Raw genomic sequence first — 16,647 nt, forward strand, 5'->3', positions numbered from 1 at the left:
AATTTTCAAATTATCTTCCCTCATGAACTTCGAATGGCTCAAAAGCGGTATAGGTCCGCTGAAAGACCTGCTGTCTTATCTCGGACAGGAAAGCAAGACGAACGATGTGGTCAAACGTCAGTTGCTGCGTGAACTGCGCAACAACCTCAACATCTTTCAGAACGCTTTCCTGAACGCCGTATCCCCGGATGTGGTGATCGATATGTTGAGCAATCAGGCAATCACCGATGCCATCAAAGCTAATTTTAAATTCCGCAAACTCAGGGCCGGCACCATCGAGCCCTATCATATTTTCGACGACCGCAACAAACGCTACATCGGCTGGGATGCCGCCAGGCTGACGGACAAGATCGATGAGAAGATCGAAGAGCTGAAAAATATCAAGAAGATGAACAATAACAGCACGGTCAATATCCGGAATAATACACAACTGAAGCTCAGTAATCTTTTTTATCGCATGAAACTGCTCGCAGACTTTATCCGTTCCGATGTCAAATAATATTTCACCCGATCATCTCGAGCCGGTGAGGCAACTCGCGCGTCCTGTATTACCGGATAATAGTCCGGAAATGGCAGCCTTGCTTGCCATCTGGCAGCCCTGCGACTGTAAGCGGAAAACGGTATTAACCGCTGCGGGAGAAACGGAACGGCATATTTATGTGGTGCTTGAAGGTATTCAACGCGCGTTTTACCTGAGCGAAACTGGCAGGGAAGCGACGATCGTATTTACCTATCCTTATTCTTTCTCCGGGGTAGCCGATTCTTTTCTTACCCAAACGCCATCGACGGTTTTTTTTGAAACACTTACGGCGAGTAAATTCCTGCGTGCCGGTTATGCGCAGTTGGAAGAACTGCAGCAACGGTTTCCCCTGATACGTCAATGGGTATTGACGCTTACTGCTCACGCATTGAAAGGCGCTTTGCAGCGGCAGGCTGAATTGTTGTGTTACAGTGCCGAAGAAAAATTCCGCATCCTGCTCAACAGGAGTCCGCACTTGCTGCAATTGATCCCGCACAAATACATTGCGTCCTATCTCGGACTCGATCCTGCCACTTTCAGCAAACTGCTGGGAAGTATCCGCCTTTGATAAAATCTTTGCCTGGCCCAAGATTTCCGGAAAAAGGTTGCCGGAGTTTTGTGTAAAAAATGAAAGCAATGGAATCCGCTGTGCTGATTGATGAACTGCAGGCGCAGGTACGACGCATAATCGCCACAGCCACGACGTTAAAACAATTGTTGCCCGTTGACCTGGATAAAGCTCCGGCGCCGGGAGCCTGGTCGGTGGCGCAGATACTGGCTCATTTGAATTTTTATGGTGACTATTATCTCCCGGCTTTGGAAAAAGCACTGGCGCAGGCACCACCGGCTAAGAAGTATTTTAAACCGGGATGGCTGGGCAACTATTTTACCAAACTGATCAGTCCCAACGCAGCGGGAGAGGTGCGCGGAAAAATGAAATCACCCGCGCAGGCGCGACCATCTTCTTTTGTAAAAGCGGTTGATACCTTACCCGTATTTATCGGTCAGCAACAATGGCTGCTGGAGTTGTTGGAAGAAGCAAGAACAAAAGACCTGGGCAGTGTGCGCGTGCCCATATCGATTGCGAAAATGATACGCCTGAAAGCCGGCGATACCTTCCGTTTCCTGATCGGTCATCAGCAACGGCATCTGTTACAGCTGACGCGAACCCTGCACCAGTTACAGTTGAATTAAAAAACGGTTGTATATTCCGGTATGCAACCAAACCTTACCGCCGGCAAACGTATTGTGGCCATCGACATACTACGCGGTGCCGTTATGATCATCATGGCGCTCGACCATGTACGTGACTTTTTTCATATAGGCGCATTCCAGGGCGATCCGCTCAATCTGTCTGCTACCACAACGGGTTTGTTTTTCACCCGATGGATCACGCATTTCTGCGCCCCGGTATTTGTGTTTTTGTCGGGCATGTCGGCCTTCATTAGCGGGCAAAGAAAATCCAAAGCAGAGCTGAGTTTGTTTCTTATCAAACGGGGAGCATGGCTGGTCGTTGTGGAGTTGGTGATTATTTCGTTTGCACTGAGTTTTGATCCCTTGTATCATTTCTTCCTGCTCCAGGTAATCTGGGCCATCGGGTGGAGTATGATTGTACTCGGGCTGTTGCTGCGGTTGGGCTATAAAACTGTTTTGATAACGGGTATCGTATTGGTGGCGGCACACAATCTGACAGATCGGTATCCGTTGCCGTCTGAAGGAGTTCCCGGTATTCTTTCGCAACTGTTTTTAACAACGGGTGGTATAGTATATCCGGTAGGGGAAAGGATCATTGTGGCGGCCTATGCCATCCTTCCCTGGACGGGAGTGCTATTGCTGGGCTACGCGGCTGGTGCGTTGTATAAGCAAAATGTGGAAGAGGCTAAGCGTCGCCGCTGGCTGCTTGGTGCAGGTACAGGCTTAATCATATTCTTTATCATTCTCCGCTGGAGCAATTGGTATGGAGATCCCCGGCCGTGGTCGGAGCAAGAGCGTGAGGGGTTTACTCTTCTGTCTTTCATCAATACGGCCAAATATCCGCCATCGCTGTTGTATGTGTGCATGACGATAGGCCCGGCGCTGATATTATTGACCCTGATGGAAAATGCGAAAGGTGCAATAGCCAGGATCATGATGGTGTATGGTAAAGTGCCTTTCTTCTATTACGTGCTTCACTTTTTCCTGATCCATTTGTTGTGTGTGGTGGTATTTTTCGCGCAGGGGTATGGGGTAGATCAGATCCGTGATCCAGGTTCACCGTTTTTGTTTGTACCGGTTGGTTTCGGGTTTGAGTTGCCGGTAGTCTACCTGGTGTGGGCGCTGGTTGTGTCGGCCTTGTATGTTCCCTGCCGTTGGTTCGGAAAGTATAAGGCGAAGCATAAGCAGTGGTGGTTGAGCTATGTTTAGGGAAGGTATAGGGTATAAGGCGTAAGGTGTAAGGTAGAAGGTGTAGGGTTGTAAGTTGTAGGCAACACAGGCATGGTTCGTGTATACACGAACCAGAGTGTGCTTAAAAAAGTGTGTCAATTTAAAAACCAGTAAATTGATACATGATGGAAGAGAAAAAACTTGATTTAGATGACTTTATCCGTCAGGCGGGTGAGCAACTGAGGTCGGGTAAGGCCTTGACAGGAGCCGATGGTATCTTCACGCCGTTGCTCAAAAAGATTCTGGAAGCCTCTTTAGAAGGAGAACTGGATGAGCATTTAAAGCAAACACGCTCTACGGCTAAGAACCGTCGTAACGGTCACGCACAGAAAAATGTACAAAGTTCTTTGGGAGGGTTTGACATTTTTTCGCCCCGCGACCGCAATGCGACCTTTGATCCGCAGACCATTGCCAAGCGTAAGCGGGTGATCAGTGAGGATATCGATAAGAAGATATTGGGTTTGTATGGCCTTGGATTGTCTTACGCTGATATCCAGCAACACCTCAGGGATATTTATGATTTTGAGATTTCTGATGGAACGATCACGGCGATAACCGACCGGATCATCCCGGAGATTAAAGAATGGCAGAACCGGCCTTTAGAGAGCGTTTATCCGGTGATCTGGCTGGATGCTATTCATTTTAAAGTTCGCCAGGATGGTGTGGTTAAAAGCAAAGCCATTTATTCTATACTGGCCGTGACAGTGGAAGGTCAAAAAGAGGTAATAGGGCTTTATTTTGGCGATAACGAAGCCAGTTCTTTCTGGAGAGGTGTTCTCAATGACCTGAAGATGCGTGGCGTAAAAGATGTCTGCATTGCCTGTATAGACAACCTTAAAGGCTTTGCACCGGCCATAGAAGATGCCTATCCTGCTGCTGAAGTTCAGCTATGTCTTGTTCACCAGATGCGCAACTCCATGAAGTATATCACTTACAAAGATCTCAGGGCTTGCGTAAAGGATCTGAAGCAAGTGTACCAGGCCAACAATGAAGAAATGGGACTTCTCCATCTGCAGCAAGCTGAGCAAACCTGGGGCAAAAAATATCCGGCTGTTTTCAAAAGCTGGCGGGAGAACTGGGATCGGTTGGCCGGTTTTTTTAATTATCCAAGTGCTGTCAGGCGGATCATTTACACGACCAACCCCATCGAAAGTTATCACCGGATGGTACGGAAGGTCACCAAAACAAAAGGCGCCTTCAGCTCGGAAGACGCCATTGTTAAGCAGATTTATTTAGCTACCATCAATGCCAATACTAAATGGCAGGGGCAAATGTTCGGATGGAAGGCTGTAAGGCAAGAACTTGATACTTACTTTAAAGACCGATTTAATGTCAAATGACACACTTAACTAAGCAGACCCACGAACCATGGTATTGGGACGAACCGGTGCTGAGCGCACCACGGCTCTTTCATTCACGACGATTGACCATTCACGATTGACTCATCCGAGATAAATCTCCAGTAGGCCGTCCGGTAATTCAACCAGCACTTCTTTCTTGCGGTGGTTGATGGACTGAAGAGTTTCTTCATGCAGGGGAATGAGTACTTCTTTGCCTTTGACCTCTATGCGGCAAAGCAGTTGATGCGGTTGTTCAATTACTTCCAGTATTTCTCCGAGCGGGCCGTTATGCTGTGTGATGGTATAGCCGAGCAGGTTGGCGGGTGCTGACTTGGCGGCGAATTTTTTAAAGTTCTCTTCGGGCAGCCAGCATTCTTTTTGCGTGAGTTTGATAGCCGCTTCGCGGGAATCGATGGATTCCAGTTTAATATAGATTTCCGTGTCGCTTTTGATACGTGTTTCTTCGATGAACCACGGAATGAAGGCTTTGTTTTTGTCTTCTGTAAACAAGGCCTCCAGTCCTTTGAGAGAAGTTTTTTGACCGAGTTCATGTTTGCATACGAGTTCGCCTTTAAGGCCGTGGGCGGCAACGAGCTTTCCGATTTTTACATAAGCCATAGCTGCAAAAATACAAGGTTGGGGGGCAAACAAAAAGGCGACAGTAAACTGTCGCCTTAAGTACTTTCAGGATCCGGAGATATTATCCTTCGCTCCCTGAAGTGTTTTCACCTTCAGTTCTGCGCTCAGGTCTGCGACCTGGCATGGGGCGACGGCTTCTCTTGTTGCGATAAGCTTCTTCCTGGCGTTTTTTCATCTGAGCGTCGTGCTCGGCGCTCCATTTGGTAAACTTCTCCATTGCGGTAGCGTCGTCGAACAATCCCAGACCAACTCCACGGAGCAGGTGCTTGAGATAGAGTACACCCTTAAAGCTGAGGATACGGCGAACAGTATCGGTGGGTTGAGCACCTTTCTGGAGCCATTCCAGGGCTTTCTGACGATCGAGCTGAATAGTAGCAGGAACAGTCAGTGGGTTGTACGTACCTAATTTCTGGATGAATTTACCATCACGCGGAGCGCGTGAATCAGCCACTACGATGAAGTAGAAAGGTCTTTTTTTAGACCCATGGCGTTGCAGTCGGATTTTTGCTGACATTAAATAGACATTTAACAGCGTTAAACAATAATTGTTAATTCCGGTCGATACCGGGAGGGCGAAGATAAAGCCAATTCGTTAATTTGACAATTTGAAAATTTGAAAATGAATGTTAAGTTGATTATCTCCCTTAATCGTCAAATCTTTAAATTTTCAAATCTTCAAATTTTCTATCTCTTCATCCCCATCATCCGGCCGAACATGCCCATTTTGTTCATATTCTTCATCATGTCGCGCATTTGCTCGAACTGCTTCATGAAGTTGTTTACTTCTGTGATGCTTTTGCCTGAACCGGAGGCGATCCTTTTGCGGCGGCTGCCGTCGATGAGATCGGGATCGGCTCTTTCTGCGGGGGTCATGGAGTTGATCATCGCTTCGATGCCTTTGAAGGCATCTTCATTGATATCCAGGTCTTTGATCTTGCCACCTACGCCGGGAATCATGCCCAACAGGTCCTTCATGTTACCCATTTTCTTGATCTGCTCCAACTGCATTTTAAAGTCGGCAAAGTCAAATTTATTCTTGCGGATCTTGCCCTCGAGCTTTTTCGCCTGTTCTTCGTCGAATTGCTCCTGGGCTTTCTCTACCAGCGAGGTAATGTCACCCATACCAAGGATCCGCTGCGCCATCCTGTCGGGATAAAACACATCGAGGGTATCCATTTTTTCACCACTGCTGATGAATTTGATGGGTTTGTTAACCGTGTATTTGATGGAAAGGGCGGCACCACCACGGGTATCACCGTCCAGCTTGGTCAGTACCACACCGGTAAAGTCGAGGCGGTCGTTGAACGATTTGGCCGTGTTGACCGCATCCTGACCGGTCATGCTGTCCACCACGAAAAGGATTTCCTGGGGATTGACCGCGTTGCGGATATTGGCTACTTCGGTCATCATGGCCTCGTCGATGGCCAGACGGCCCGCCGTATCGATGATCACTACGTTCTTGTTCTTGCTGCGGGCTTCTTTAACGGCATTTTGCGCAATGGCTACAGCGTCTTTGTTCTCGGGTTCGAGGTGTACGTCCACGCCGATCTGCTCGCCCAGTACGCGCAATTGTTCCATCGCCGCAGGGCGGTAAATGTCCGCCGCTACCAGCATCGGAGAAAAGCCTTTGCGGGATTTCAGGTAATTGGCCAGTTTGCCACTGAAAGTGGTTTTACCACTACCCTGGAGACCGGCGATCAGGATCACGGCCGGGTTGCCTTTGGCATTGAAAACGGCTTCCTGCCCGCCCATGAGGTCGGCCAGTTCGTCCTTCACGATCTTCACCATCAATTGCCCGGGGCTGATGGCATTGATCACCTTTTCCCCCATCGCTTTGTCTTTGATGCGATCGGTAAATTCTTTGGCGATTTTATAGTTCACGTCCGCATCTACCAGTGCACGACGGATGTCCTTTACGGTAGCGGCGATATTGAGTTCGGTAATGCGGCTTTGTCCTTTCAGCCCTTTGAAGGCGGACTCTAACTTTTCCGAGAGATTCTGAAACATAATCGGTTAACGCTTTCAATCAGTTAATCCGCAGGCAAAGACCGGCGGTTCCCTGCGATCGGTAAAGATCGCAGCGGCTGGCAAAGATAAAGATTCGGCCGCGATTAGGCTTACAAATACGTACGTAAAAGGTTGCAGCGGTTTGTGGTGCGGAGCTTGGTGATGGCTTTGTCCTTGATCTGGCGCACCCGTTCGCGGGTGAGATTGAACCGTTCGCCAATGTCTTCCAGGCTCATGGGATGGTCTACACCAATGCCGAAAAAGTAACAGATCACCTCTTTCTGCCGGTCGGTCAGTGTTTTGAGGCTGCGATCGATTTCTGTTTTCAGGGATTGGCGGTGATCCAGTTCACCATCGGTTTTGTCGGCATTGGGATTTTCGAGCAGATCCAGCAGGGTGCCGTCTTCTCCTTCGGAAATAGGGGTGTCCATGCTTACGTGACGGGCATTGATGCCCAGTGTGGCGGCCACTTCTTCCGTGTCCATGTCCAGCAGTTCGGCGAGTTCTTCGGCTGAAGGCTCGCGCTCGTATTGCTGCTCCAGTGTGGAGAAAGCTTTCTGGATACGGTTAGTGAGGCCCACTTTATTGAGCGGGAGGCGTACAATACGTGCCTGTTCGGCCAAAGCCTGTAAAATGCTCTGGCGAATCCACCATACGGCGTAGGAGATGAATTTGAAACCACGCGTTTCGTCGAAACGTTGAGCGGCTTTGATCAGTCCTACATTTCCTTCGTTGATAAGATCAGGGAGGGAGAGGCCCTGATTCTGGTACTGTTTGGCAACAGATACCACAAAACGGAGATTTGCCTTGGTCAGGCGTTCCAAAGCTTTCTGGTCACCTTGTTTGATCAGGAGGGCCAGGCGCACTTCCTCTTCCGGGGAAATGAGTTCGACCTTGCCAATTTCCTGAAGGTACTTTTCCAGGCTTTGAGATTCACGGTTCGTAATCGACTTCGTGATCTTCAATTGTCTCATACTCATAGCGATAGGTTATTGGTTTTACAAACGGTATTTATTGGATCCAGGATGGTGTTAGTCCGGTGGTTAGATCTGATAAATAGCCGAAAAGTTTGGCTCAGGCTAGAGTAAACTCTTAGGATTTGTAGCAATTTATCGAATTTGTTAATATATTCCAAAAAAAGTTTAATGGAAACGAATCAACAAGACAGTAAAATTATTTAATATATATAACTGCCTTTCCGTCCGAAAAAAATATTTTGACACAAGTATTAATTTTCTATTATTGCAAGCCTTCTGAATACTTTGATATCAAGAGAAATGAGTAAACAACTATATACGTTAGAATTCCCTGTAAGATGCTCTCCCACTATATTGTACGAGTTTCTGTCAACCCCCGCAGGATTAGGTGAATGGTTTGCCGAGAAAGTTGACGAGCGCGATAATATTTTCTATTTCGGCTGGAACGGATCTTTCGATCAGGCTGAGGTAGTAGAAAGTGAACCCGAGAAATTCATCCGTTTCCGCTGGCTGAAAGGTCCGAACGATGAGTACTTTGAATTCCGCATCGACAAGTCAGAGATCACTAACCAGACGATCCTGGTGATCAAGGATTTTGCAGAGAAAAAGGAGATCAAAGATCAAAGCCTTCTCTGGGACCACCAGGTTAAAGACCTGTTTCACCGGCTCGGTAACTGATACCTGTGAGAGCGGACAATAACCGTCCGAAATCACCTGTCAGTTGTCCGGTAAGCTGATCCCATTCTTTCAACGAATGCAGTTTAACCAGTTTTAAAAATGGTTGCCCGCAGCAGACGGCAAACTGCCGGCTGTCAAGGCTGGTGAGTGCAGTATAGTTCTGTTCTTCCACATGATGTTCCCAGGCCGATTCGCCGGTAGCGATCAGCCAGCCCTCTTGTTGCAATAAAGGAAAAGCTGCCTGCAATGCAGGACTGTATTGCAATTGATAGCTGCCCGAGAGCTGCAGCGTTACGCTCATATAATTTCCCCACCAGAAAAAACTACGGATCGCAAACGTGGCTTCGCGGCCGAAGCAGCGCGGATGGTCCAGCACCAGCCACGGCAAGCCGCGGTACTGATCGCCACGGGATATTTTCGGAGAGGTGGTAACCACTTCTGCCGGAAGATGGCCGGCGAATAACGGCAGCAACGCCTGCTGCGCTTCCAGCACCTGCACCAACAGGTCATTCACCTTTCGCAACACGGTGTTCTTTGTTAAAATCCACTGGCCATTGAGAACCAATTCCATCTCCTCTGATGAAAGCCTTATTTTTGCGTCGGCCATGCCGTGATGCTTAAGTTTGTGTAAGAGAGATCGTGCAGACGGGCTAAATTAACGGGAATTATTCAACCGACCATTGTGTTCAAGAAATTAGATAAACTCATCATTAAATCTTTCATCGGCCCGTTCATGGCCGTGTTCTTTATCACCCTGCTGGTATTGGTGATGCAGTTTTTCTGGCTTTATATCGACGATTTTGTAGGGAAAGGGTTGAGCGCAGGGATCATTTTTAAATTTATCTGGTATCAAAGCGCCGTACTCATCCCCCTGGCACTTCCATTGGCCGTATTGTTATCATCATTGATGACCTTTGGTAACCTGGGTGAAACCTTTGAACTCGTGGCGATCAAATCAGCCGGTATATCGCTGTTGCGTTTCATGCGGCCGCTGTTCCTGTTGTCAATTGTCATCAGCGTATTGGCTTTTCTTTTTTCCAACTACGTCATTCCCGTCGCCAACCTGAAATCGTATACCATTCTTTCGGATATCGTTAAAGCCAAGCCCGCCTTCGATTTGCGGGAAGGTGTGTTCTACGACAAGATCCCCAACTTTGCCATCAAAATCGGCAAGAAAGAAGAAAATGATTCCATTATCCGCGATGTGATCGTATTTGAAAATGATAACGGGCTGCAGGATAATTTTATCGTAGCCAAAAGCGGAGTGATGCGCACGTCGGAAGACAAACGGTACCTTGAATTTTTTCTCCGCGATGGCTGGCGTTACCAGGAGCGCGCCGACCGTTACGGCAGTAACCAGACCGAATACGTACGACTGGGATTCAAAGAATACAAAAAGATTCTCGACCTCAGTACATTCCAGATATCGTGGACATCCGATTCATCGGGCAGCAGTAATCAGCGTATGCTCACGATGCGGCAACTCACGCATTCAATCGATTCATTGGGCATTGAATACAAACGAATCCAGCAGCAGATGGGCAACGATATTTATCTCTACCTGCCTTTCATGCAAACACGGGACAGTATCGCTACCTGGCAGAAGCGTCGCGATTCACTCGGCAAAAAAGATACGGTCCTTTATGCATCGTTCGATGAATATATTCCCGATTCCGCGGCCAAGCCGGTTTACGACCGTGCAATCAGCCAGGTCAATTCACTTCGCTCGGGGCTGGAAGCAACGGCCATCAACCTGAAAGAAAGAGGCAAAGAGTGGAGAAAACACAAAATAGAATGGCATCGCAAGATCGTGTTGTCGCTCGCGTGCCTGGTGTTGTTTATGATTGGGGCGCCATTGGGTGCCATCATCCGTAAAGGTGGTCTTGGCTCTCCCTTGATCTTCTCTATCGTGTTTTTCATGGTGTTTTATTTCACCACTACCACGGGAGAGAAGTTTGCGAAAGAAGGGGCATTGTCGCCGTTTGCGGGCATGTGGCTGGCCACGTTCGTGCTCACACCGATCGGTATTTTCCTTACCTATAAAGCAATGCGTGATTCGCAGTTGTTCAATAAAGAGTTTTATAGCAGGATTGTGAGGAAGTTGAGGAAGAAGGAGTAAAGGAATGTGTAAATGTGCCCGCCGAAGCGGGACCATGTGGAAATGTGAAAATGAAACGGCCTTTTAGCAATCACATTCGTGTTTTGAGTTGTCATTTTGAAGTATTCACGATTGACGACTCACGATTCACCCCTTTTGAATTTTGACTTTTGACTTTTTAATTAAATAAGCTATGAGCACATCTCGTCGTCAGTTTCTGCAAACTTCGTTTTTCGGATCTGTGGCACTCGCTGCAGGTGCTGCTTCGGTTACATCCCTGCTGCAATCATGTGGCTCCGGCCGTAAAGTAGTTGCGGGTCCCGGCAGAACAGGTTTTTCGCAGCAGCCTTTGCCCTATGCCTACAACGCACTCGAGCGTGCCATCGATGCGCAGACAATGGAAATTCATTACACCAGGCATGCGGCATCTTACGCCACTGCTTTGCAGGAAGCGGCCCGCAATGAAGGGGTGGACATGAACAAACCACTCGAAGAAGTACTCGGCCGCATTTCAAAATATTCGACCAAAATGCGCAACAATGGCGGCGGTCATTATAACCACGAACTTTTCTGGAAGTCGATGTCGCCGAAGGGTGGCGACAAACCAACCGGTCCGCTGCTGACCGCTATCGAAGAAAGTTTTAACTCTTTCGACAGCTTCAAAACACAATTTGCCGATGCCGGCAAAAGCCGCTTCGGCAGTGGCTGGGCATGGCTCTATTTTGACGGCGATAAAAAATTACGCATCGGCTCCACACCCAACCAGGACAATCCGCTGATGGATGTAAGCGAGATCAAAGGCGTGCCGCTGCTGGGCCTCGATGTATGGGAGCATGCCTATTATCTGCGTTATCAGAACAAACGTCCCGACTATATCACTGCCTGGTGGAGTGTGGTCAACTGGGGTTTTGTAGCCGAACGTTTTACAGCTTTCCGTTAAAACACATTTGATGCGTACTTATTATTATTTACTAATCGTCTCATTACTGGCATCCGCTTTTGTTGCCTGTAATGACGTGGACAAAACATCTGCGTCGGCTGCCGATTCGCTGACTGTTGCGGAGATCAGTCCGAAACAATTGACAGCAGCGGATATTCCTGCCGATGTGCGTTACCGCGGTACATTGTACAAAGCATTGGAGTGGCAGGACAAAAAAGGTGATAACCTGCTGATCACTTCACTCGTGGCACCGCATGCTTCGGGTGCTTCCGGACAGGGAGGGGAAGAAGAGCAGTCTGCCGAACTTTACGCCTTTCATTTTGTAAAAGACAACAACGGACAATACAAATTGCTCTGGCAAATGGCCGATGCGGAACGTGAATGTCCGGTTGATATCAGTTGTGCATTTTTGGAGCAGGGAATCGGTATCACCGATCTCGATAATAACGGCATTGCTGAAACGACCGTTGCCTATAAGCTCGCCTGCCGTGGCGACATATCGCCTGCCTCCATGAAAGTGGTGATGCACCAGGATACGGTTAAATATGCTTTGCGCGGTCAAATGTGGAACCGTTTCCTGACAGAAGATACAACGGCTACCTTGCCGGTAACGGAAAAGGATGTGAACCTCGCTGCCTTGCCCGGTTATCGCGGCCGGGAAGATGAATACATGAAAACGTACGGACGATACGAAAACGAAAAGGATTTTGAAAAAGCTCCGCCGGCTTTCCTTGTCCATGCGCGTCAGCAATGGTTGAAACTGGCACCCGAAACTTTTGAATAAAATGAAGGCGCAGAATCTTGCCAATCAGAACCTGCATATACAAAAATGGGTGGCCGGCGTTTCCGTTGCGCTGCTCCTGGTAAAGTTCTGTGCTTACTATTTCACCCAATCGGTAGCCGTACTCACCGATGCGATGGAAAGCATCGTGAATGTGATAGCCGGTTTTATTGGTTTGTACAGCCTTTATGTGGCGGCCAAACCCCGCGACAAGGACCATCCTTATGGTCACGGAAAAGCTGAATTCTTATCCGCCGCAGCCGAAGGCACCATGATCATCGCGGCAGGTGTTTTCATTTTATACAAAGGCGTCCGCCAATTGATCGTGCCGGTGCCGGTTGAAAAAGTGGATCTGGGTATCTGGCTGGTGAGCATTACCGCATTGGTCAACCTGGTGATGGGGCGTATCTGCATCCGCATCGGTACCCGCAATAACTCACTGGCCCTGGTTGCAAGCGGGCGTCACCTGCAAAGTGATACAATTTCCACGATCGGTATTGTTGCCGGTCTGATCTTGTTATATTTTACAGGCGAAACATGGATCGATGGGGCCGTGGCGATTGTATTTGGCCTGTTCATCGTCATTACCGGTTACCGGATTGTCCGCCATTCTATTGCCGGCATCATGGATGAGGTGGATGAGCAACTGCTGAGCGACATGGTGGAAATGCTGAATGCCAACCGGCGTATCAACTGGATAGACCTGCATAATCTCCGGGTGATCAAGTACGGTAGCGTGCTGCATGTCGATTGTCATTTAACCGTTCCCTGGTACCTCAATGTGCATGAAGCGCACGAAGAAATAGATGCCTTATCGGAGCAGGTGCGTAATAAGTTTGGCGAGTCAGTGGAGCTTTTTGTTCATTCCGATGGATGCCTGCCGTTTCAATGCCCGATATGTGACAAAGAAGATTGTCCGGTAAGACAACACCCGTTTGAAAGAACAATAACCTGGACGCTGGAAAATATTTCACAGAATCAAAAACATCAATTGCCTGATACATGAAAGCAACAATAGCCTGGAAGCATGGTCATGCTTTTACCAGTACATACGAAGGACAAACGATCAACATCGACGGTGATAAACAGGAGGGGCCTGGTCCGAAATCCCTGCTGCTGTCGGGGCTTGCCGGATGTTCGGGCATCGATGTGGTCGATATCCTGGAAAAAATGCGTGTTCCTTTCGGTCGCTTTTTTATAGAAGTGGAAACGGAACAAACCGAAGAGCATCCGAAAGTGTTTAAAGACATAACGGTGATCTATCACATAGACGTAGAGCCGGTCAATGCCGATAAAGTAAAAAAAGCGATTGAATTATCCCTGGATAAATATTGCGGGGTGGCGGCGATGCTGAAGAAAAATTCAGGGATTAGTTATAAATTAGAGATATTACAATAACACATGCTTTCCAAGAAATCACAATATGCGTTCAAGGCACTGACTTATCTCAGCGAGAAATACAATGAGGGGCCCGTGCTGATATCGGAGATATCCAAAAAGAAAAAAATCCCGCTGAAGTTTTTAGAAAACATTCTTCTCGAACTCAAAAAGGCAGGCATTCTCGATAGTAAAAAAGGCAAGGGCGGAGGTTATTTCCTCAGCCAGAGCCCTGATAAAATCAAAGTGGCCACCGTTATCCGGCTTGTGAACGGGCCCATTTCCATGCTGCCCTGCGTCAGCCTTTATTTCTACGAACGATGTAAAAACTGCAATCAGAAGCATTGTGCGCTGCATGACATGATGGTGGAAGTAAGAGACGCTACCCTCAACATCGTGGAGAACCGCACATTGCGTGACCTGATGGGGTGAGGAGCTGAACGAAACACGTATTACTTTTTTCCTGACCGTTTTTTCGCAGTCGCTATTTTCTCTTCTACCACTACTATTATCTCGTCTGTTTTGGGATGTGCCTGCACATGGAAGGTAATATTTAGCGCAGATTGAATCTTAGCGAGTGTTTCGAAGTTTAAAGGTTTATCTCCTCTGAAAACCTGTGTAATATAACTGGCAGAGGTTTTTATTTTTTCACTCAACTCTTTCCGCGTCATTCCCTGCAGTTCCTGGTACTTTTCAATTTCACTGGTAAAATTGAACATGAGCATTTGCGCCTCATGTTTAATTTTTTCTTCGTTGGTCGAAAAATTCAAAATGTCATCCCATTTCCGGACTGCTTTACCGTCTTTCGACAATTTCGTATTCATAGCTGCCTACTTTATGGATTAATGTTCTGTTTTTTTCCTTGATTTTCTGGTCTTTCTTTTTTCGTAACAGCTCAGCAACGATTACATAGAAGGTACCAGTGATGGATCGCTGTTCTTTACAATAAATGCGGATATTCTGGCCTCCTTTGAAGAGCTTCATAGCCGTTACGTTCTTCGATTTTGAATCAATTTCCTCTTTATCATAAAGTTCCGTAACGCGCAACCCTCGTAAAATAATATCCCGGATTTGACGGAATTTCTTAATCCGGGCCTTATCCTCATTTAAAAAACCGAAGATTTCGTTTTCATTAGCGATGTCGATACAAAGATGCCGCCTTCCGTCTTCAGACGATTGCAGTATATATGCCTGTCTTTTTGCCACAAAATTAAGCTATAGGTTAATTTATTCAAATTTTTTTGGTGTGGCTGTAATCTACTTTCAGATCGCTCAAGTAAGTAGGTAGAGGCAATGATAGCAGCATTTATAGGCGCTTTACAGGAATATAAGGTTTAAGTGTTTGATAAACGGTTATTCATCTATCTGGCCAACTCAAGAAACCGTTGTCCTATCTCGCTGAACGAATGACTGTTAGGTTGTTAAAGTTTTTTATCAATTTAGTCTACTCGTTTGGTGGGGTGTTTGATTGGTCCTATCTTTATCTTCCAAAATTTTTTAACTATGGCATTACGTCTTGGAGATACCGCTCCCAATTTCAAAGCGCAAACCTCTGCAGGTGATATCGATTTTTATGAATATCTCGGCGATAGCTGGGGCGTTTTGTTTTCGCATCCTGCCGATTACACACCCGTGTGTACCACTGAGCTCGGCCGCACCGCGCTGCTGGGAGACGAGTTTGCCAAACGTAATGTAAAAGTGCTGGCCGTAAGCGTTGACCCGATCGACAAACATCACGGTTGGATTAACGATATCAACGAAACACAAAATACCACCGTAAATTTTCCCATCATCGCAGACCCGGACCGCAATGTGGCCACTTTGTATGATATGATTCATCCGAACGCATCCGCTACGGCTACCGTGCGTTCCCTGTTCATCATCGCCCCGGATAAAACAGTTAAACTGATCATTACCTACCCGGCTTCTACCGGACGTAATTTCGTGGAAGTACTGCGTGTGATCGATTCATTGCAACTGACCGCCGAACATAGCGTGGCTACACCCGCCGATTGGAAACACGGCGAAGATGTGATCGTGGTACCCGCCGTATCAACAGAAGACGCCATCAAGAAATTTCCCAAAGGCGTTAAAGTAGTAAAACCTTACCTACGGTATACACCACAACCCAACCTGTAATAATGCAATTGACCGGAGAACAGATGACACGCATAAGCAATCTCCCTGCCGCTGAAGCGATAGCAGAGGTTTGCGCGCTGTTTCCCGGGAAAGTTGTATTTTCTTCCTCGTTAGGACAGGAAGACCAGGTATTAACCGATATTATTTTCAGGAACAGCCTGTCCGTAAAGGTCTTTACGATCGATACCGGCAGGCTTTTTCCTGAAGTATACGATCTGATCGATCGCACCGAAGCACGGTACAAGAACCGCATCGACGTGTTCTTTCCCAACGCTCCGGCAGTCGAACAGTTTGTAGCCACCAGGGGTATCAACAGCTTTTACGAATCTGTCGACAACCGCAAGGCTTGTTGCCATGTACGTAAAGTAGAACCATTGGGCCGCGCGCTGGCAGGTGCGTCGGTATGGATCACCGGTCTCCGTGCCGGACAATCCGATAACCGGAAAAACATGCCCGTCCAGGAATGGGATGAAGCTAAACAACTGTATAAATTTAACCCGCTGATCAACTGGAGCCTCGACGAGGTACTGGATTATATCAACCGGTTCAACGTTCCCTACAATCCGCTGCATAATAAAGGATTTATCAGCATCGGATGTGCACCGTGTACAAGGGCGATCGAACCGGGAGAAGATGCCCGGGCCGGTCGCTGGTGGTGGGAAACCTCTCACAAAGAGTGCGGGCTCCATGCAGCAACAGTGAAGTAAAAACTCACTGCCATTTTTTT

The 16,647-nt window shown here is 47.6% G+C and carries 21 protein-coding genes; 14 read left to right on the forward strand and 7 right to left on the reverse strand.

What is annotated here, in order from left to right:
- Positions 1–22 precede the first annotated feature (22 nt).
- The 5 genes from H608_RS0109140 to H608_RS0109160 all read left to right on the forward strand — a co-directional run bounded on the left by H608_RS0109140 (position 23) and on the right by H608_RS0109160 (position 4,284).
- Positions 23–499, forward strand: a complete 477-nt coding sequence (locus H608_RS0109140) for a hypothetical protein (protein WP_155990105.1) — start codon at positions 23–25, stop codon at positions 497–499.
- Positions 489–1,088: a Crp/Fnr family transcriptional regulator gene (locus tag H608_RS0109145; RefSeq protein ID WP_028787415.1), complete on the forward strand. Its 600-nt coding sequence runs from the start codon at positions 489–491 to the stop codon at positions 1,086–1,088. Before H608_RS0109140 ends, H608_RS0109145 begins: the two co-directional genes overlap by 11 nt.
- Before the next feature lie 68 nt (positions 1,089–1,156).
- Positions 1,157–1,714, forward strand: coding sequence for a DinB family protein (locus H608_RS0109150; protein WP_162142860.1), 558 nt, complete (start codon positions 1,157–1,159; stop codon positions 1,712–1,714).
- Positions 1,715–1,735: 21 nt separating this feature from the next.
- Positions 1,736–2,923, forward strand: a complete 1,188-nt coding sequence (locus H608_RS0109155) for an acetyltransferase domain-containing protein (RefSeq protein ID WP_028787417.1) — start codon at positions 1,736–1,738, stop codon at positions 2,921–2,923.
- A 143-nt stretch (positions 2,924–3,066) separates the two neighbouring features.
- Positions 3,067–4,284, forward strand: a complete 1,218-nt coding sequence (locus H608_RS0109160; protein ID WP_051268159.1) for an IS256 family transposase — start codon at positions 3,067–3,069, stop codon at positions 4,282–4,284.
- Between the two features lie 102 nt (positions 4,285–4,386).
- Here H608_RS0109160 and rimM read toward each other — a convergent pair whose 3' ends face one another.
- The 4 genes from rimM to H608_RS0109180 form a co-directional block, all read right to left on the reverse strand.
- The gene (gene rimM, locus H608_RS0109165) at positions 4,387–4,902 is read right to left on the reverse strand and encodes a ribosome maturation factor RimM (RefSeq protein ID WP_038007979.1); all 516 of its coding nucleotides are present in this window, start codon (positions 4,900–4,902) and stop codon (positions 4,387–4,389) included.
- A gap of 82 nt (positions 4,903–4,984) precedes the next feature.
- Complete coding sequence (rpsP, locus tag H608_RS24830) at positions 4,985–5,437, reverse strand: 30S ribosomal protein S16 (RefSeq protein ID WP_051268160.1); 453 nt, start codon at positions 5,435–5,437, stop codon at positions 4,985–4,987.
- Positions 5,438–5,607: 170 nt separating this feature from the next.
- Positions 5,608–6,930 carry a signal recognition particle protein gene (gene ffh / locus H608_RS0109175; protein WP_028787420.1) on the reverse strand — a complete coding sequence of 441 codons (1,323 nt, stop codon included), beginning with the start codon at positions 6,928–6,930 and terminating at the stop codon, positions 5,608–5,610.
- Between the two features lie 110 nt (positions 6,931–7,040).
- A complete protein-coding gene (locus H608_RS0109180) occupies positions 7,041–7,910 on the reverse strand; it encodes a sigma-70 family RNA polymerase sigma factor (protein ID WP_211227051.1) in 870 nt (289 codons plus the stop codon).
- Between the two features lie 297 nt (positions 7,911–8,207).
- Here H608_RS0109180 and H608_RS0109185 point away from each other — a divergent pair, with 297 nt between their 5' ends.
- The gene (locus tag H608_RS0109185) at positions 8,208–8,585 is read left to right on the forward strand and encodes an START-like domain-containing protein (RefSeq protein ID WP_028787422.1); all 378 of its coding nucleotides are present in this window, start codon (positions 8,208–8,210) and stop codon (positions 8,583–8,585) included.
- On the opposite strand, the gene H608_RS0109190 is transcribed toward H608_RS0109185, so the two are convergent.
- A complete protein-coding gene (locus H608_RS0109190) occupies positions 8,554–9,192 on the reverse strand; it encodes a hypothetical protein (RefSeq protein ID WP_155990106.1) in 639 nt (212 codons plus the stop codon). The genes H608_RS0109185 and H608_RS0109190 overlap by 32 nt on opposite strands.
- 75 nt (positions 9,193–9,267) lie before the next feature.
- Here H608_RS0109190 and H608_RS0109195 point away from each other — a divergent pair, with 75 nt between their 5' ends.
- The 6 genes from H608_RS0109195 to H608_RS0109220 all read left to right on the forward strand — a co-directional run bounded on the left by H608_RS0109195 (position 9,268) and on the right by H608_RS0109220 (position 14,213).
- Positions 9,268–10,704 carry an LptF/LptG family permease gene (locus tag H608_RS0109195; RefSeq protein WP_028787424.1) on the forward strand — a complete coding sequence of 479 codons (1,437 nt, stop codon included), beginning with the start codon at positions 9,268–9,270 and terminating at the stop codon, positions 10,702–10,704.
- Positions 10,705–10,876: 172 nt separating this feature from the next.
- Positions 10,877–11,623, forward strand: a complete 747-nt coding sequence (locus H608_RS0109200; RefSeq protein WP_028787425.1) for a superoxide dismutase — start codon at positions 10,877–10,879, stop codon at positions 11,621–11,623.
- A 10-nt stretch (positions 11,624–11,633) separates the two neighbouring features.
- On the forward strand, positions 11,634–12,407 hold the full coding sequence (locus tag H608_RS0109205; RefSeq protein WP_028787426.1) for a M949_RS01915 family surface polysaccharide biosynthesis protein: 774 nt from the start codon (positions 11,634–11,636) through the stop codon (positions 12,405–12,407).
- Position 12,408: 1 nt separating this feature from the next.
- Positions 12,409–13,410 carry a cation diffusion facilitator family transporter gene (locus H608_RS0109210; protein ID WP_038007988.1) on the forward strand — a complete coding sequence of 334 codons (1,002 nt, stop codon included), beginning with the start codon at positions 12,409–12,411 and terminating at the stop codon, positions 13,408–13,410.
- Positions 13,407–13,802 carry an OsmC family protein gene (locus tag H608_RS0109215; protein WP_028787428.1) on the forward strand — a complete coding sequence of 132 codons (396 nt, stop codon included), beginning with the start codon at positions 13,407–13,409 and terminating at the stop codon, positions 13,800–13,802. The genes H608_RS0109210 and H608_RS0109215 overlap by 4 nt, the downstream gene beginning before the upstream one ends.
- A 3-nt stretch (positions 13,803–13,805) precedes the next feature.
- Positions 13,806–14,213 (forward strand): RrF2 family transcriptional regulator, encoded by a 408-nt coding sequence (locus H608_RS0109220; protein WP_028787429.1) that lies wholly within the window; start codon positions 13,806–13,808, stop codon positions 14,211–14,213.
- 20 nt (positions 14,214–14,233) lie between these two features.
- Here H608_RS0109220 and H608_RS0109225 read toward each other — a convergent pair whose 3' ends face one another.
- Positions 14,234–14,605, reverse strand: a complete 372-nt coding sequence (locus H608_RS0109225; RefSeq protein WP_028787430.1) for a helix-turn-helix domain-containing protein — start codon at positions 14,603–14,605, stop codon at positions 14,234–14,236.
- A complete protein-coding gene (locus H608_RS0109230; protein WP_028787431.1) occupies positions 14,577–14,987 on the reverse strand; it encodes a hypothetical protein in 411 nt (136 codons plus the stop codon). Before H608_RS0109230 ends, H608_RS0109225 begins: the two co-directional genes overlap by 29 nt.
- 297 nt (positions 14,988–15,284) lie before the next feature.
- Between H608_RS0109230 and H608_RS0109235 the strand changes: the two genes are divergently transcribed.
- A complete protein-coding gene (locus H608_RS0109235) occupies positions 15,285–15,920 on the forward strand; it encodes a peroxiredoxin (RefSeq protein ID WP_028787432.1) in 636 nt (211 codons plus the stop codon).
- Positions 15,921–15,922: 2 nt separating this feature from the next.
- Positions 15,923–16,627, forward strand: a complete 705-nt coding sequence (locus H608_RS0109240) for a phosphoadenylyl-sulfate reductase (RefSeq protein ID WP_051268161.1) — start codon at positions 15,923–15,925, stop codon at positions 16,625–16,627.
- The last annotated feature ends 20 nt before the right edge of the window (positions 16,628–16,647 follow it).

The sequence above is a fragment of the Terrimonas ferruginea DSM 30193 genome, assembly GCF_000425585.1.
Classification (GTDB): domain Bacteria; phylum Bacteroidota; class Bacteroidia; order Chitinophagales; family Chitinophagaceae; genus Terrimonas; species Terrimonas ferruginea.